This window comes from Urechidicola vernalis, assembly GCF_031846385.1.
GTDB lineage: Bacteria > Bacteroidota > Bacteroidia > Flavobacteriales > Flavobacteriaceae > Urechidicola > Urechidicola vernalis.
The window spans coordinates 392510-407763 of sequence record NZ_JAVRHV010000002.1; the positions used below are offsets into that span (position 1 = coordinate 392510).

The following is a 15254-nucleotide window of genomic DNA, read 5'->3' on the forward strand; positions in this document are numbered from 1 at the left end:
GATGACGTAATAATGTCCTATACATGACGACATCAATGCCTACCCTACTGTTTACTTTTGTTTCAGATATTTAATCATAGTTAATTAATGGAAACAAAAATAAACATTAAACAAAAAACAACATTTCGTCGTGCTCTGCGCCTAGCTAAAACTGCAATACTATTTGCATTAATATTAACACCAATTCGCTTTTCGCTTGAACTTATTGGATTACCTGAAAGGATTATTTTTATTATTGGACTACTCTGGTTAACATTAGCATTTGCGATTTATTGGGGAATTAAATTATACAATGAAGAGAACGCTTTAGGAGTACTCCTTTTAAGTTTATTACTATTTTCCCCAATTTCAAGATTTCCAGTGGCTGTAATTTGGTGGATTGATCACAAATGGGAAATAGGAACTCATTATAGCCTACATTTTGATAACTTTGCCCAAGCTGCATTTCAACAAGTTGTTTATGGTTCTTTAATCCAATTAATACCTGGTTTTTTGTTAGGAACAATAACAATTGCTATAATGCGAAAAAAAAATAATGGAATAAAGAAAATGAACACTATTCATAATGAATAATAACTACTTAGCAATCAGACTAAAAAAATTAAGAAATCAAAGAGGTATGTCTCAAGAGGCTCTTGCCGATGAATCAGGGTTAAGTTTAAGAACTATTCAACGTATTGAAAATAATTCTACAAACCCAACTGGAGAATCGCTGAAAAGATTGTCAAATGCATTGAGCGTAAATCCAGATGAATTAATTGATTGGACTATTAAAGAGGATAAAAAATATTTGGTATTTCTAAATCTTTCCTCACTTACATTTTTGTTTTTTCCAATGCTTGGGATTCTAGTTCCATTTATATTATGGACATCAAAAAAGGATAAAATAAAGAACATTAATAAATTAGGTAGAGACTTAATTAACTTCGAAATAACGTGGACAATACTTCTTTTTTTTATTCCTATTTTATTTCTTTTCCTTTCAAAAATTGGAATTTTGGAAAATCTTTCTTTAAATATGATTTTTACTATAACTGGGCTTATGTATATAATTAATCTATTTTATATATTATGGAATATGTTAAGAATTAGTAATGACCAAAGTGTGATGTATTATCCTAAAATTAAATTTTTAAGATAAAAGCCAACTTTCTAAAACCTCAATGATTTATTTCTTACACTATTTTTCTAAAGAAAAAGGTAGAATCATATTTAATTTCACTTCTTTTTCAGAGATTTTATATTCGGTTTGTATTTATTAAATTAGATGCTTAAAACAACTTAACCATATCATACAATTTGTTTTTTCATTTTAGAATTTAACATAAACCAATAAATGATGACTTATAAAAAGTACCTATCACTTTCTGCCGTTTTCTTAATAGGCTATTTAGTAATTGAATTTACGGACATATATGGTGACCCAGGATGGTTTAAATTTTATCTTGTAATAATTGGTGTTACATTTTTAATCAGTGGTATTTCAGAATATTCAAAAACTAAAAAATAGAAAAAATCGTTATGTATTTGTAATACTTGGCTTATGAAAAATTTAATCTTATTATTTGTTATTTGCTTCTGTTCAATATTTTATTCTTGTGATTCAAAGAATAAAATTCTGAAAACTGAGACCGCAAATGACTTAAAAGAAATTAGTTTTATCACTTCGGACAGCATAAAAATTTATGGCGATTTATATGAAAAAGATAAGTCTAGTCCTATCATTTTATTATTTCATCAAGGAGGCTCAAATGCAAGAGCAGAGTATGACTCCATCATTCCAAAATTAATAAGTCAGGGGTTTAATGTACTAGCCATAGACCAAAGAATGGGAGGGCAATATTATGGTGGGTATAATCGAACGGTTGCCCAAATAAAAGATCATATTTTTGGCAACCCATACTCCTATTGTGATGCGTACAACAATTTGGAAGGAGCCTTAAATTATGTTATCGGATCTGGCTTTACCGGAAATAAAATTTTGTGGGGCAGCAGTTATAGTGCTTCATTGGCAATTAAATTAGGTAACAACCACCAAACGGATATAAGCGGTGTATTGGCATTTTCTCCAGCTTCCGGAGGTTCTATGAAAAACTGCCTTCCCGACCCGTATTTTGAATCCTTAAAAATTCCATTGCTTATTTTTAGACCTCCGAATGAAATGAAAAGTGAGAATTCCAAAACTCAATTTGAAAAAGCGCGTCGATTCGGCCATCAAACTTATGCCGCGATAAATGGAGTTCATGGATCTTCCATGTTAGTCAAAGAACGTGTTGGAGCCGACACTAGTAAAGCTTGGGAAGTTGTTAATTTGTTTTTAGCAAAATTTAAAAATGACTAACCGCAACGCAACCCTTATTGTTTTAGTAGCAATTACTTTAACCATAGGAGTGCTCTTATTTTTGGGAACTCCAATTCTATCTAAATCATTATTTGAAGGAATAACGATTCCGGCAGGCACATTAATTACTTGGCTCGGACTAATAGGACTGCCACTTTCTATTTTCATTGGAGTTGTTGAATTTAGAAAGCCCTCGAACAAATGGTTTAGGTTTTTATCCATTCTAATAAAAACCATCTTAGTTTTAGCCATCTTATGGGTGCCAATCTCATATCTTTTGTCTGGAAGTTTTTCCTTTAACTATTCGAATACTGATTCTTTTCAAGGAGGCCATATTGCCATGAAAATATTTTGGATTTTGAGTTATGGAATCGCAATTGGCTCTTTATCTATTTTGATACTGTATTGGATTTCACTTCTAGTGAAAAAGATTAAAAAATAAGTTAAATTTCAAACAGAATTTAACCCCTAATTCAAAGGGTGAAATTCAACCCTAATTTTCTTTTATTTACATTTAAAAAAATAACTGACACTCTGTTTGTTATCTAGTTTTTTGTTTGTACATTTGCACTCCCTTTTTAGAGGGATAAAAATTATTTATTAACATACAAAAACTAATAGTGTAATGAACACATTAAGTTACAAAACAGTATCGGCAAACAAAGCGACTGCTAACAAAGAGTGGTTGGTTGTTGATGCGGACGGACAAACATTGGGTCGTTTAGCTTCTAAAGTAGCAATGCTAATTAGAGGTAAATACAAGCCTAACTACACTCCTCACGTGGATTGTGGTGACAACGTTGTTATTATCAACGCTGAAAAAATTAATTTAACTGGTAAAAAGTGGACAGATAAATCTTATATCCGTCACACAGGTTACCCAGGTGGTCAAAGATCATTAACTGCAACAGAAATGTTTGAAAAAGATCCTACAAGATTGATTGAAAAAGCAGTAAAAGGAATGTTACCAAAAAACAAATTAGGTAGTGCATTGTACAGAAATTTATATGTATATGCTGGAACTGAGCACGGACAAGAAGCTCAAAAACCAAAAGCTATTAACCTTAACGATCTTAGATAAGCATGGATACTATACATAAAATAGGAAGAAGAAAAACAGCTGTTGCTCGTATCTATCTTTCAGAAGGAAAAGGAAATATTACAATCAACGATAGAGCGTTTGATAACTATTTCACAACTGGAACCTTACAATATAAAGTAAAGCAACCTTTAATGTTAACAGAGAACGAAAAGTCTTTTGATATTTCTGTATCTGTTTTTGGTGGAGGTGTAACTGGACAAGCGGAAGCAATTCGTTTGGCTATTTCTAGAGCTTTATGTGAAATTGATGCTGAAAACAGATCAGTTCTTAAGCCAGAAGGATTGCTTACTAGAGACCCAAGAATGGTTGAGCGTAAGAAATTCGGTCAGAAGAAAGCACGTAAGAAATTCCAATTCTCGAAACGTTAATATTTGTTGGACTTGTTCCTTCATTTATTTTACAAACAGAGATTTAAAAAGAAAATTAAATTTAATGTTGTTAAAGTTTAGCATCTAAATAATTAAGACCGAATTATCGCTACTTAGTTATTGCTATCGCAACGAACGTAAACTAAAAACAAAATGGCAAACATCGAAATTAAAGAATTATTAGACGCAGGTGTACACTTCGGACACTTGACAAGAAAATGGAATCCAAACATGGCTCCGTATATTTATACAGAGCGTAATGGAGTTCACATTATCGACCTTTACAAGTCGGCTGCAAAAATGGAAGAAGCAGGAAAAGCATTAGGTAAAATTGCTGCTTCTGGAAGAAAAATCCTTTTTGTTGCAACTAAAAAACAAGCAAAAGACATCGTTGCTGAACAAGCAGGAAATGTAAACATGCCTTTCATCACAGAAAGATGGCCAGGTGGTATGTTAACGAACTTTGTTACTATTAGAAAAGCTGTTAAAAAAATGGCTCAGATTGATAGAATGAAAGTTGATGGATCTTTTGATGCACTTTCTAAAAGAGAAAAATTACAAATTAACCGTCAGCGTGCAAAATTAGAAAAGAACTTAGGTTCTATCTCTGATATGACACGTTTACCAGGTGCATTATTTGTAGTTGATGTAAAGAAAGAGCACATTGCAGTTGCTGAGGCTCAGAAATTAAACATTCCAATTTTTGCAATGGTTGATACAAATTCTGATCCAAGACCAATCGACTTCGTTATTCCTGCAAATGATGACGCGTCAAAATCAATCAACAAAGTATTGGGGGTTGTGACTGAAGCTATCGCTGAAGGTTTATCGACTAGAAAGTCTAATAAAGAAAAAGAAGTTGCTACAAAAGCAACAAAAGAAGAAGTTAAAGCATAATTAACATTTGATTCAATTACCCAAGTAAAATTGGGTAGTTGAATTTATATAAATACACAATAAAATGGCAAATATTTCTGCTGCAGACGTAAAAAAATTACGTACTACCACAGGTGCTGGTATGATGGATTGTAAAAAAGCATTGGTTGAGGCTGATGGTGATTTTGACAAAGCAATTGAAATCCTTAGAAAAAAAGGACAAAAAGTTGCTGCCAAAAGAGCTGATAGAGAATCTACTGAAGGTGCTGCTATTGCTAAGGTAAATGCTGACAGTACAACAGGAGTTTCTATTGTATTAGGATGTGAAACTGACTTTGTTGGTAAAAACGACAGCTTTGTTTCTTTAGCTAATGAATTGGCTGAATTAGCATTAAACTGCGCTTCTAAAGACGAGTTTTTAGCTGCTGATTTCGGAGGAATGACTGTTGCTGATAAATTAATTGAGCAAACTGGTGTAATTGGAGAGAAAATTGAAATCAATGGTTTCGAAAAATTAGATGCTCCATTCGTAGGATCTTATATCCACGCGGGTAACAAAATTGCTACTATGGTTGGTTTATCTGCTAATGTAGATGGTGCTGCTACTGTTGCAAAAGATGTTGCAATGCAAGCTGCCGCTATGAACCCAGTTGCTTTAAACGAAGATGCTGTTGATGCTACTGTAATTGAAAAAGAAATTGAGATTGCAAAAGATCAATTACGTCAAGAAGGTAAGCCAGAAGCAATGTTAGATAAGATTGCACAAGGAAAAATTAAAAGATTCTTTAAAGATAACACTTTAGTAAATCAAGCATTTATTAAAGATAGCAAACAAAGCGTTTCTCAATACGTTAAAACTATTGGTGATGTTGAAGTTGTAAGCTTTAGTAGAGTTGCTTTAGGATAATTTTCCTAAACCTTATAAAACAAAAATCCCGAAGCAAATACTTCGGGATTTTTTTATGTTTAAATATTATAAAAACAGGAGTCTTTAATTAATTCGGAATTAAATGTAAGTTTGTGCAACTTAAATTTAAACTATGAATTTCGAAATTGCATTCCCTACTATTTGGGCAAACTTTGATGCCAATGCACATATGCGACACACTGCATATAATGACTATGCTGCTGAAGTAAGATCAAGGTTTTTTGCCTCAAATGGATTTTCTTTAACCGATTTTGCAAAGCACAATATCGGACCGGTTCTATTTACAGAAAACACAAAATTTTACCGTGAAATATTAATTGGAGAAAACATTAAGGTAAACTTAATTTTTATTGCTGCTTCTAGCAAATTTGAGCGCTTTAAGTTCAACCATCAAATTATTAAAGAAGATGGAGTTATATCTGCAGAAATTGAAATTTATGGAGCATGGATAGATTTAACCCAACGAAAACTAACTACACCTCCACAACAAATGATTGATATTTTTAATGACCTGGAAAAATCGGCTGATTTTGAAGAAATTGTATTAAAATCTAAACCATTGAATTAAATTATTAAATTTGAGTGTTTCAAATAAAAATCTAAAAAGACCAAATATGAAAACTCAAATTTTAAGTTTCGTTTTAATTTCACTTCTTATTAGTTGTAATTCAAAACCAAATGAAAATGCAACTCCTGAACCAGCACCAACTCCCGAAGTTGAATTTCCAAAAAACCAGCAACTGACAAAAGAACAGCAAATTAAGGCCGCTCTTTTTGCCGCACCTTCAGATGCTCGTGATGGAGCTATGGTGTATGGATTTGATGATAACAATGAATTTGTTGTTATAAAAGAAGGAACTAATGAGTTTATCTGTATTGCTGATGATCCTAAAAAGGATGGATTTCAGGTAGCGGCATATCATAAAAGTTTAGAGCCTTATATGGCAAGAGGTAGAGCATTGAATAAGGAAGGCAAAGGAAGAAAAGAAAAAGAAGAAATTCGATCTTCAGAAGCAGCATCTGGCGTTTTACAAATGCCTGAAAATCCGGCTACATTGCATTTGTATTATGGAAAAAACGGATATTTTGACACTGAAATTGATTCAATTAAAAACGCAAAATATAGGTATGTAGTTTACATACCCTATGCTACTCAAAAATCTACTGGTTTAGGGTTAAGCCCTAACAAAAGTGGGCATCCCTGGTTAATGTTCCCAGGAGCCTACAACTCTCATATTATGATTACTCCAATAGAGTAATAAAAAAAGGGTCCAAGTTAACTTGGACCCTTTTTTTTATCGTATAAATCTTTACCCTTTAACTGGTAAACTTGCTACAACATTTCCAAATCCAAAGTGCATTTGGAAATCACTTCCTTCACCATCGAACATAATAGAGAATGCCTCAATAGATTCAGCAGCATTACTAACCTTAGCGGTTACGCGAACAACATCTTCATTTTCTTTATAGAAATAGGCTCCCCAAACATTGCTTGCAGTGCTTAAAATTACAGTCCATTCACCTTCATTTGGAATTGTAAATAAGGTATAAGTACCTGCCTTTACATCTTTACCTCCAAAATTAACATCTTTATAAAAAGTAATTTCTGGTGCTTCATTTGCTCCAGTTCTCCATACTTTACCTGCAGGTGCTAATTCACTTACAGCTCTTCCTTTTAATTGTGGTCTACCGTAAGTTATTTTTACCACTTTATCTGATATTTTATAACTCGATGGATAAGATGCTCCATCCATTGGACTTTTATCTAACCCTGGAAATTCTTGAGCCGAAGCATCAAAATTTACAAATAAACATAACGTAAAAATTGCTGTAAAAAATAGTTTCGATTTCATCTTAAATAAATTTGGTTTAATAATTATTTGATTTGTTTGTCGAATTTAATTCAATTCTTAACAAACTCAATAAAGAATTTTAAAATTATTCAATCTTATCTCTCTAAAATTCAGAAAAACAAGCATCTAAATGATTTAACAAAATGTTTTCTTAAATTCGTGTACCATCATCAATTTAAACAAGACTAACTATTATGAAGAGAATTATTCACTTTATTTCATTACTACTAATCATAACATTAACATTTCTTAGTTTTTATTCTCTTTTACCTAAAAAAATTAGTGATTTAAATACAGAAAAGACTTCGTTTTCTACAGAGCGCGCAATGAAACAACTTGAAGTAATTGCTAAGGAACCGCATTTTGTTGGAACTAAAGCCCATACAGAAGTTCGGAATTACATTTTAAATGAACTGCAAAAACTAGGAATAGAACCTCAAGTTCAAGAAGGATACACATTTGAACAATGGGGTGGTTATGGCAGCCTAGTTAAACCAAAAAACATCCTTGCACGTATTCGTGGTACAGGAAGTGGAAAAGCCGTCTTGCTAATGTCGCATTATGACAGCGCTCCTCATAGTTCATCATATGGAGCAAGTGATGCTGGTTCTGGAGTTGTTGCTATTTTAGAAGGCATAAGGGCCTTCCTTGCTAAGGAAATACCACCAGTAAATGACATTATAATCTGTTTTACTGATTCAGAAGAGTTAGGCCTGAACGGCGCACGCCTATTTGTAAATGAACACCCTTGGGCAAAAGACATAGGAATCGCATTAAATTTTGAGGCACGTGGAAGCGGAGGACCTTCGAATATGATTGTAGAAACAAATAATGGAAATTCAAATTTAATAAAAGGTTTTAAAGAGGCAGATGTACCATATCCAGTTGCAACCTCGCTAATGTATAGCATTTATAAAATGCTTCCCAACGATACAGATTCAACCGTATTGAGAGAAGATGGTGATATCGATGGTTTTTTCTTTGCTTTTATTGATGATCATTTTGATTACCACACTTCTAATGATGTTATAGAAAATTTAGACAAAAATAGTCTCGAACATCAAGGAAGTTATCTAATGCCTTTACTTAACTATTATGCAAATTCCGATCTATCTAAAGTAAAGTCTAATGAAGACTATGTGTATTTTGATGCTGCCGTTGTAAATTTTATGGCCTATCCCTTTTCATGGATTTGGCCAATGGTTTTTTGTGCATTTATTCTTTTTATTACACTCATAATCTATGGTTTAAAAAAGGAAAGACTCCATATAAAAAGCATATTCAAAGGGCTTTTAATTTTCTTGGTAAGTATTTTTATTAGTGGTGGACTTTTATATCTCTTATGGGAAATAATAAAATTGATATACCCTTCTTATTTAAATATGCTCCCTGTATTTTTATACAACGGTCATTGGTATATTATTGCTTTTGTTATGCTTACTTTAAGTTTAGTATTCAGTCTATATCAGAAATATACAACTCCAGAAGACACTCCTAATTTATTAGTTGCACCGCTATTTGTTTGGTTGCTTATAAATGTTATTGTTGCTTCTAAGTTACAGGGTGCGGCTTTTTTTATAATTCCTGTTTATTTTGGTCTGCTAGGATTATTTATGATTTTAAATCAAGAAAGTCCGTCCAAGATTTTATTAACTTTTATTTGTGCCCCAGCAATTTTCCTAATTGCGCCTCTTATTCAATTTTTTCCAATCGGATTAGGACCAAATATGCTCTATGTTTCTTCCATTTTTCTGACATTACTATTTGGATTATTAATTCCCGTTTTTGGTTATTATGAAAACAAGAAAATAATTGGGGTTTCAACTCTATCTCTAGGACTATTATTTCTAGTAATTGCACATCTAAATTCTGATGCCACTCCAGATAGTCAAAATCAAAACAGTTTAATTTATTATTACAATATGGATCATGGAAAAGCATATTGGGCAACTTATGATAAATCAATGGATAATTGGACCAAGTCATTTTTAGGAGAGCAGCCTGAAGAGGCATCAAAATATATTGGAAACGCGGCAGGTAGCAAATACAATACTCCCTATTCTTATGCGAAAGAAACTGATACTATTGATTTCCCAGAGACGGTTATTCAAATTAAAAAAGATACGGTTATAGGCAATTTACATTATAGGACTATCAACATTTCCCCTAAGCGAAATGTGCATCAATTACGTCTATATACCGATCGTAATATAGATTTTAGACATCTAGAATATAATGGTATAATTTTTAAACCAGATAGCACAGAAACCTTGTATAAAAAAAGACGAAGTAAGGGTATTTTAAATTACTTTATTGGAGAGGGAGAATCGCTAGAATTCACCTACGCCGTTCCTAATGGAACAGAACCAATTTTTACACTTAAAGAGTTTTCTTATGAATTACTGAACAATCCATATATGTCGGTTTCACCACGTCCGGATACTAGCATGCCTAGACCTTTTATTCCAAATGACGCTATAATTATTGAGCGTACATTATCATTATACTAGAAGCATAAAGCATCATTTAATTCAAAAAAGACTCAGAATCATTTGAGGCTTTTAATTTGTACGGCGGAGAGACACCTTTCAACTCCGGCCAGGATTAACTTCTCGATCCACTTAAAAAAACTATATTCTGAAAAACAAAAAAGCTTCAGATAATTCTGAAGCTTTTAACTCGTGCGGGCGGAGAGACTCGAACTCTCACACCGCAAGGCACTAGATCCTAAGTCTAGCGTGTCTACCAATTCCACCACGCCCGCAAAGTGGGTGCAAATATACACAATACTTATAAATGTCAAAGGAGAAGTAGTATATTTTTAATGTTACTTTCTCCTTATTTTGATTGCTTTTTAACTTTCCTAAATCGTTTTCTATCGAAAACATTTGAATTCCATGGCTAAACTCAATATATTTAAATAATTATATCTATTGACAACTAATTAATTGCTAAACTACTTGCATGAATAGAAGAAATGCTCTTAAAAATTTAGGCTTATTTACTGGTGGAGTGTTACTCTTTCCATCTTGTGATTTTTCTGACGAAAAAGTTGGGATCATATTAAACAAACTAAAAATAAACGCTAAACAAGAATCTTTATTAACTTCTATAGTTGATACAATTATTCCTGAAGATAAAACACCGGGTGGAATTTCTGCTAAGTGTCATAATTTTGTTTGGGCTTATATAGATGATTGCACATCTCCTGAAGATCAAAAAAAGTTTATCGCAGGTTTAAATGAATTCAATACAAAAACAAACAATTCATTTGATCAAAAAAATATGGAGGAAAGAACAAAAATAGTAGATAGTTCTTTTTCTGACGATAATAAAAACATTCAAAATTTCCTTAATTCTGTAAAAGGCTTATCTGTGTGGTGCTATACTAATTCTGAACATTTCTTAACTGTTGAAATGCCGTATAAATTGGTACCTGGAGCCGGAACTTACAACACCTGTAAAACGATAGATCCAAACCAAAAAATAAATAGCAATGCCTAATTTTAATATAGACAATACAACTAAAAACACCTTTGATGCTATAGTTATTGGTTCTGGTATGAGCGGTGGATGGGCTGCTAAAGAATTTACTGAGAAGGGGCTTAAAACATTGGTTTTAGAAAGAGGAAAATCTGTAGAGCACATCAAAGATTACCCTACCACAAACATGCAACCATGGGAATTAAAACATGGCGGGCAATTAAATTACGATCTTAAAAAAAACAATCCAATTGCAGCAAGTTGCTATAATTTACGTGAAGATTCTCAGCACTTTTTTACAATGGATGATGAGCAACCTTATATTCAAGAAAAACCATTCGAATGGATACGCGCTTATCAAACTGGAGGAAAATCTTTGCTTTGGGCTAGACAAACACAGCGTATGGGTGATTTAGACTTTGAAGGCCCAATTCGAGATAATTTTGCTGTAGATTGGCCAATTAGATATAAAGATATTGCCCCATGGTACAGCCATGTTGAAAAATTTATCGGGATTTCTGGTGAGTATGATAATTTAGACATCCTGCCCGACGGAGAATTTTTAAAATCGATGGGGCTTAATTGCACCGAAGAACATTTTAGAGATGTTGTTGCTAAAAAATATGGTGGGAAACGACATGTAATCTATGGACGATGTGCACATATAACCGAGAATAAAGAGATATTCACAAAACAAGGTAGAATGCTTTGTCAGCAAAGAGATTTATGCAGAAGAGGCTGTCCGTTTGGGGGATACTTCAGCGCCAATGCTAGCACATTACCTTGGGCTCAAAAAACGGGAAATTTAACATTACAAAATAACGCTGTTGTTCATTCTATTATTTATGATGATAAGAAAGAAAAAGCAACAGGAGTATTAGTTATTGATGCTATAACCAAAGAAACTACTGAATATTATGCTCCGGTAATTTTTGTAAATGCTAGTGCTTTAGGCAGTAATTTGATTTTACTTAATTCAAAATCTAAACGTTTTCCAAATGGTTTAGGAAATGACAATGGTTTACTCGGAAAATACATCGCCTTTCATAATTACAATGCTAGTATCAATGCAGAATATGAAGGGAACTTGGATAAAACAACTGAGGGAAGAAGACCAACTAGCGCCTATTTACCAAGATTTAGAAATGTTTACAAACAAGAAACAGATTTTTTAAGAGGTTATGCTTCAGGATTCTCTGCATCGAGACAAACACATCAAAACAGTAATGGAATTGGATCTAATTTAAAAGAGAACTTAACGAACCCTAGTTATGGAAACTGGAGAGTAGGAGCACATATGATGGGTGAAACTATCCCAAAGGAAGAAAGCCAGGTGCGTTTAGATTCAGAAAAAACAGATAAATATGGCATTCCACAATTGCGTATTAATATTGATTATGACGAGAATGACCGAAAGATGATGAATGATTATTTAGAGCAATTTACAGAAATGTTCGAAGCGGCAGGTTTTACAAACATCAAAACGAATAGTAATTATAGAGCTCCAGGAAATGACATTCATGAAATGGGTGGGATTCGTATGGGTAAAGACCCTAAGACCTCATTGCTAGATAAATGGAATAGATTGCATAATTGTAAAAATGTTTATGTAACAGATGGTGCTTGTATGACGACTACAGCTACTCAAAACCCATCATTAATGTTCATGGCTTTAGCTGCTAGAGCTGCAAATCATGCAATTGAAGAATCAAAGAAAGGATAAACTTTAATCTTCAAAAAAATAGTAAGGCCACTAATTAACAGTGGCTTTTTTTATTGATAATTTCGTAATTTCGACACTCTAAAACTATCAATTATGCAAGACAACCTTTCCTACATAAATCAACATAAAGACCGATTTATCGATGAGTTAATCCAACTTTTAAAAATACCGTCTATAAGCGCGGATCCTGCCTATAAAAACGATGTGATTAAAACTGCAGATTTGGTAAAAGAATCATTGAAAAAAGCGGGGTGTGATAACGTTGAAATCTGTGAAACACCTGGATATCCAATTGTGTATGGTGAAAAAATCATAGACCCTGCACTACCGACAGTCTTAGTATATGGTCACTATGATGTGCAACCAGCCGATCCAATAGAATTATGGGACTCACCGCCATTTGAACCGGTAATTAAAAAAACGGATATTCATCCAGAAGGAGCCATATTTGCACGTGGTGCATGTGATGACAAGGGACAAATGTACATGCATGTGAAAGCAATGGAGTTAATGACCGAAAATGACCAATTACCTTGTAATGTAAAATTTATGATCGAAGGTGAAGAAGAAGTTGGATCAGAGAGTTTAAGTTGGTTTGTTAAACGCAATCAAGAGAAATTAGCGAATGATGTAATCCTAATTTCAGATACTGGAATGATTAGCAATACGCAGCCATCTATAACAACTGGATTAAGAGGTTTGAGTTATGTAGAAGTTGAAGTCACCGGACCTAATCGAGACTTGCATTCTGGATTATATGGAGGTGCTGTGGCAAATCCTATAAACATATTAACTAAAATGATTGCATCCCTACACGATGAAAATAATCATATTACAATTCCAGGATTCTACGATAAAGTTGAAGAATTATCAAGAGAAGAAAGAGACGAAATGGCAAAAGCACCATTTTCTTTAGATGCTTATAAAAAGGCACTGGATATTGAAGAAGTTTATGGTGAAGCAGGTTATGTAACGAATGAACGAAATGCTATCAGACCTACGTTGGATGTGAACGGAATTTGGGGTGGATACACTGGTGAAGGAGCAAAAACCGTAATTGCATCCAAAGCATTCGCCAAAATATCAATGCGATTGGTTCCAAATCAAGATTGGCATGAGATTACAGATCTTTTTAAAAACCATTTTGAAAGTATCGCACCAAAATCAGTAAAAGTTGAAGTGAAACCTCATCATGGCGGACAAGGTTATGTGACTCCAATCGATAATATTGGATATAAGGCAGCTAACAAGGCTTATACAGAGACTTTTGGCATACAAGCAATTCCGCAACGTAGCGGAGGATCAATTCCTATTGTAGCGCTATTTGAAAAAGAATTAAAAAGTAAAACTATTTTAATGGGCTTTGGATTGGATAGCGATGCTATTCATTCTCCAAATGAACACTACGGAATTTTCAATTACCTAAAAGGGATTGAAACTATCCCTCTTTTTTACAAGTATTTTACTGAAATGAGTAAATAGTATGCAAAAAAAATCCTACCAAGACTGGTAGGTTTTTTTTATAAGAACTCTTAATAAGTTATTGTCAAACTGAGCCTGTCGAAGTTTAAACACCATCGTAATTAGTCTTCGACAGGCTCAGACTGACAACCGATAATCCCATAAATCTTTAAAAAGATATTTCTGCACTTTTTGCCACAACAGATCTATCAATTTTACGCATTAAGCCAACCAAGACTTTTCCAGGTCCAACTTCCGTAAATTCTGTTCCCCCGTCGGCAATCATCGCTTGCACACATTGCGTCCATTTCACAGGTGCAGTTAACTGAGCAATTAAATTCTCTTTAATCTCACTTGGATTTGTTACCGCTTTGGCCACCACATTTTGATAAACTGGGCAAGTTGGTTCATTAAAGTTCGTAGCTTCAATTGCCGCTGCAAGTTCTTCTCTTGCTGGTTCCATTAACGGTGAGTGAAATGCGCCTCCAACAGGCAAGACTAATGCTCGTCTCGCTCCTTTTTCGGTTAAAACTTCACATGCTTTATTTATAGCCTCTATTTCTCCTGAAATTACCAATTGACCCGGGCAATTGTAATTTGCTGCAACTACTACACCATTAACCTCAGCACATCCTTCCTCAACAACATTATCATCTAATCCTAAAACTGCTGCCATAGTAGATTCTTGTGCTTCACATGCTTTTTGCATGGCCATAGCCCTTTTAGAAACTAATATCAATCCATCTTCAAAAGACAATACACCATTTGCAACCAAGGCAGATAATTCTCCTAAAGAATGTCCCGCTACCATTTCTGGTTTAAATGAATCTCCCATTACCTTTGACATAATTACTGAATGTAAAAAAATAGCAGGCTGTGTTACCTTTGTTTGTTTTAACTCTTCAGCCGTTCCTTCAAACATTATTTTGGTAATTTCGAAACCTAAAATTTCATTCGCCTTATCAAACAACTCTTTAGCAACGGGTGAGTTTTCATACAAATCCAACCCCATACCTGAAAATTGCGCTCCTTGTCCAGGAAAAATATATGTTTTCATATTAAATGTTTTATTCAAAAATTAAAGTGCAAAATTAAGAAATTAGATTCTTCGCTTCGCTC

Annotated in this window: 17 protein-coding genes and 1 tRNA gene; 15 read left to right on the forward strand and 3 right to left on the reverse strand. The window is 33.6% G+C overall.

Annotated features, from left to right (window positions below; genetic code table 11):
* Nucleotides 1–87: 87 nt before the first annotated feature.
* The 11 genes from RM519_RS06965 to RM519_RS07015 all read left to right on the forward strand — a co-directional run bounded on the left by RM519_RS06965 (nt 88) and on the right by RM519_RS07015 (nt 6874).
* Nucleotides 88–573: a hypothetical protein gene (locus RM519_RS06965; protein ID WP_311592945.1), complete on the forward strand. Its 486-nt coding sequence runs from the start codon at nt 88–90 to the stop codon at nt 571–573.
* Complete coding sequence (locus tag RM519_RS06970) at nt 566–1141, forward strand: magnetosome magnetite crystal formation protein family (RefSeq protein WP_311592946.1); 576 nt, start codon at nt 566–568, stop codon at nt 1139–1141. The genes RM519_RS06965 and RM519_RS06970 overlap by 8 nt, the downstream gene beginning before the upstream one ends.
* 198 nt (nt 1142–1339) lie before the next feature.
* Nucleotides 1340–1510, forward strand: a complete 171-nt coding sequence (locus RM519_RS06975) for a hypothetical protein (protein ID WP_311592947.1) — start codon at nt 1340–1342, stop codon at nt 1508–1510.
* Between the two features lie 33 nt (nt 1511–1543).
* Complete coding sequence (locus RM519_RS06980) at nt 1544–2341, forward strand: alpha/beta hydrolase family protein (protein WP_311592948.1); 798 nt, start codon at nt 1544–1546, stop codon at nt 2339–2341.
* A complete protein-coding gene (locus RM519_RS06985; protein WP_311592949.1) occupies nt 2334–2783 on the forward strand; it encodes a hypothetical protein in 450 nt (149 codons plus the stop codon). The genes RM519_RS06980 and RM519_RS06985 overlap by 8 nt, the downstream gene beginning before the upstream one ends.
* A 183-nt stretch (nt 2784–2966) precedes the next feature.
* Nucleotides 2967–3422, forward strand: a complete 456-nt coding sequence (gene rplM, locus RM519_RS06990; RefSeq protein ID WP_311592950.1) for a 50S ribosomal protein L13 — start codon at nt 2967–2969, stop codon at nt 3420–3422.
* Nucleotides 3423–3424: 2 nt separating this feature from the next.
* Entirely contained in the window at nt 3425–3811 is a 387-nt protein-coding gene (rpsI, locus tag RM519_RS06995) for a 30S ribosomal protein S9 (protein ID WP_311592951.1), read from the forward strand.
* 153 nt (nt 3812–3964) lie between these two features.
* Nucleotides 3965–4708, forward strand: coding sequence for a 30S ribosomal protein S2 (gene rpsB, locus RM519_RS07000; protein WP_311592952.1), 744 nt, complete (start codon nt 3965–3967; stop codon nt 4706–4708).
* Nucleotides 4709–4772: 64 nt separating this feature from the next.
* Complete coding sequence (tsf, locus tag RM519_RS07005; RefSeq protein ID WP_311592953.1) at nt 4773–5594, forward strand: translation elongation factor Ts; 822 nt, start codon at nt 4773–4775, stop codon at nt 5592–5594.
* A gap of 133 nt (nt 5595–5727) precedes the next feature.
* Nucleotides 5728–6183, forward strand: coding sequence for an acyl-CoA thioesterase (locus RM519_RS07010; RefSeq protein ID WP_311592954.1), 456 nt, complete (start codon nt 5728–5730; stop codon nt 6181–6183).
* 46 nt (nt 6184–6229) lie between these two features.
* On the forward strand, nt 6230–6874 hold the full coding sequence (locus RM519_RS07015; RefSeq protein ID WP_311592956.1) for a hypothetical protein: 645 nt from the start codon (nt 6230–6232) through the stop codon (nt 6872–6874).
* Between the two features lie 51 nt (nt 6875–6925).
* On the opposite strand, the gene RM519_RS07020 is transcribed toward RM519_RS07015, so the two are convergent.
* A complete protein-coding gene (locus RM519_RS07020; RefSeq protein WP_311592957.1) occupies nt 6926–7468 on the reverse strand; it encodes a DUF2911 domain-containing protein in 543 nt (180 codons plus the stop codon).
* 194 nt (nt 7469–7662) lie between these two features.
* Here RM519_RS07020 and RM519_RS07025 point away from each other — a divergent pair, with 194 nt between their 5' ends.
* Entirely contained in the window at nt 7663–9978 is a 2316-nt protein-coding gene (locus RM519_RS07025; protein ID WP_311592958.1) for a M28 family peptidase, read from the forward strand.
* Nucleotides 9979–10150: 172 nt separating this feature from the next.
* Here RM519_RS07025 and RM519_RS07030 read toward each other — a convergent pair.
* Nucleotides 10151–10232 (reverse strand) — tRNA-Leu (locus RM519_RS07030).
* A gap of 200 nt (nt 10233–10432) precedes the next feature.
* Between RM519_RS07030 and RM519_RS07035 the strand changes: the two genes are divergently transcribed.
* The 3 genes from RM519_RS07035 (at nt 10433) to RM519_RS07045 (ending at nt 14156) form a co-directional block, all read left to right on the forward strand.
* Nucleotides 10433–10972 carry a gluconate 2-dehydrogenase subunit 3 family protein gene (locus RM519_RS07035; RefSeq protein WP_311592959.1) on the forward strand — a complete coding sequence of 180 codons (540 nt, stop codon included), beginning with the start codon at nt 10433–10435 and terminating at the stop codon, nt 10970–10972.
* Nucleotides 10965–12674 carry a GMC family oxidoreductase gene (locus RM519_RS07040; protein WP_311592960.1) on the forward strand — a complete coding sequence of 570 codons (1710 nt, stop codon included), beginning with the start codon at nt 10965–10967 and terminating at the stop codon, nt 12672–12674. The genes RM519_RS07035 and RM519_RS07040 overlap by 8 nt, the downstream gene beginning before the upstream one ends.
* Before the next feature lie 93 nt (nt 12675–12767).
* Nucleotides 12768–14156, forward strand: a complete 1389-nt coding sequence (locus RM519_RS07045; RefSeq protein ID WP_311592961.1) for a dipeptidase — start codon at nt 12768–12770, stop codon at nt 14154–14156.
* Nucleotides 14157–14304: 148 nt separating this feature from the next.
* Here RM519_RS07045 and fabD read toward each other — a convergent pair whose 3' ends face one another.
* A complete protein-coding gene (gene fabD, locus RM519_RS07050) occupies nt 14305–15192 on the reverse strand; it encodes an ACP S-malonyltransferase (protein WP_311592963.1) in 888 nt (295 codons plus the stop codon).
* Between the last annotated feature and the right edge of the window lie 62 nt (nt 15193–15254).

What these genes read in the sequence shown, in the direction of transcription:
- fabD (WP_311592963.1), bottom strand. Translation starts at nt 15,192, where the DNA reads ATGAAAACATATATTTTTCCTGGACAAGGAGCGCAATTTTCAGGTATG.
- RM519_RS06985 (WP_311592949.1), top strand. Translation starts at nt 2,334, where the DNA reads ATGACTAACCGCAACGCAACCCTTATTGTTTTAGTAGCAATTACTTTA.
- tsf (WP_311592953.1), top strand. Translation starts at nt 4,773, where the DNA reads ATGGCAAATATTTCTGCTGCAGACGTAAAAAAATTACGTACTACCACA.
- RM519_RS06965 (WP_311592945.1), top strand. Translation starts at nt 88, where the DNA reads ATGGAAACAAAAATAAACATTAAACAAAAAACAACATTTCGTCGTGCT.
- RM519_RS06975 (WP_311592947.1), top strand. Translation starts at nt 1,340, where the DNA reads ATGACTTATAAAAAGTACCTATCACTTTCTGCCGTTTTCTTAATAGGC.
- RM519_RS07010 (WP_311592954.1), top strand. Translation starts at nt 5,728, where the DNA reads ATGAATTTCGAAATTGCATTCCCTACTATTTGGGCAAACTTTGATGCC.
- rplM (WP_311592950.1), top strand. Translation starts at nt 2,967, where the DNA reads ATGAACACATTAAGTTACAAAACAGTATCGGCAAACAAAGCGACTGCT.
- RM519_RS07045 (WP_311592961.1), top strand. Translation starts at nt 12,768, where the DNA reads ATGCAAGACAACCTTTCCTACATAAATCAACATAAAGACCGATTTATC.
- RM519_RS07035 (WP_311592959.1), top strand. Translation starts at nt 10,433, where the DNA reads ATGAATAGAAGAAATGCTCTTAAAAATTTAGGCTTATTTACTGGTGGA.
- RM519_RS07040 (WP_311592960.1), top strand. Translation starts at nt 10,965, where the DNA reads ATGCCTAATTTTAATATAGACAATACAACTAAAAACACCTTTGATGCT.
- rpsB (WP_311592952.1), top strand. Translation starts at nt 3,965, where the DNA reads ATGGCAAACATCGAAATTAAAGAATTATTAGACGCAGGTGTACACTTC.
- RM519_RS06980 (WP_311592948.1), top strand. Translation starts at nt 1,544, where the DNA reads ATGAAAAATTTAATCTTATTATTTGTTATTTGCTTCTGTTCAATATTT.
- RM519_RS06970 (WP_311592946.1), top strand. Translation starts at nt 566, where the DNA reads ATGAATAATAACTACTTAGCAATCAGACTAAAAAAATTAAGAAATCAA.
- RM519_RS07020 (WP_311592957.1), bottom strand. Translation starts at nt 7,468, where the DNA reads ATGAAATCGAAACTATTTTTTACAGCAATTTTTACGTTATGTTTATTT.
- RM519_RS07025 (WP_311592958.1), top strand. Translation starts at nt 7,663, where the DNA reads ATGAAGAGAATTATTCACTTTATTTCATTACTACTAATCATAACATTA.
- RM519_RS07015 (WP_311592956.1), top strand. Translation starts at nt 6,230, where the DNA reads ATGAAAACTCAAATTTTAAGTTTCGTTTTAATTTCACTTCTTATTAGT.
- rpsI (WP_311592951.1), top strand. Translation starts at nt 3,425, where the DNA reads ATGGATACTATACATAAAATAGGAAGAAGAAAAACAGCTGTTGCTCGT.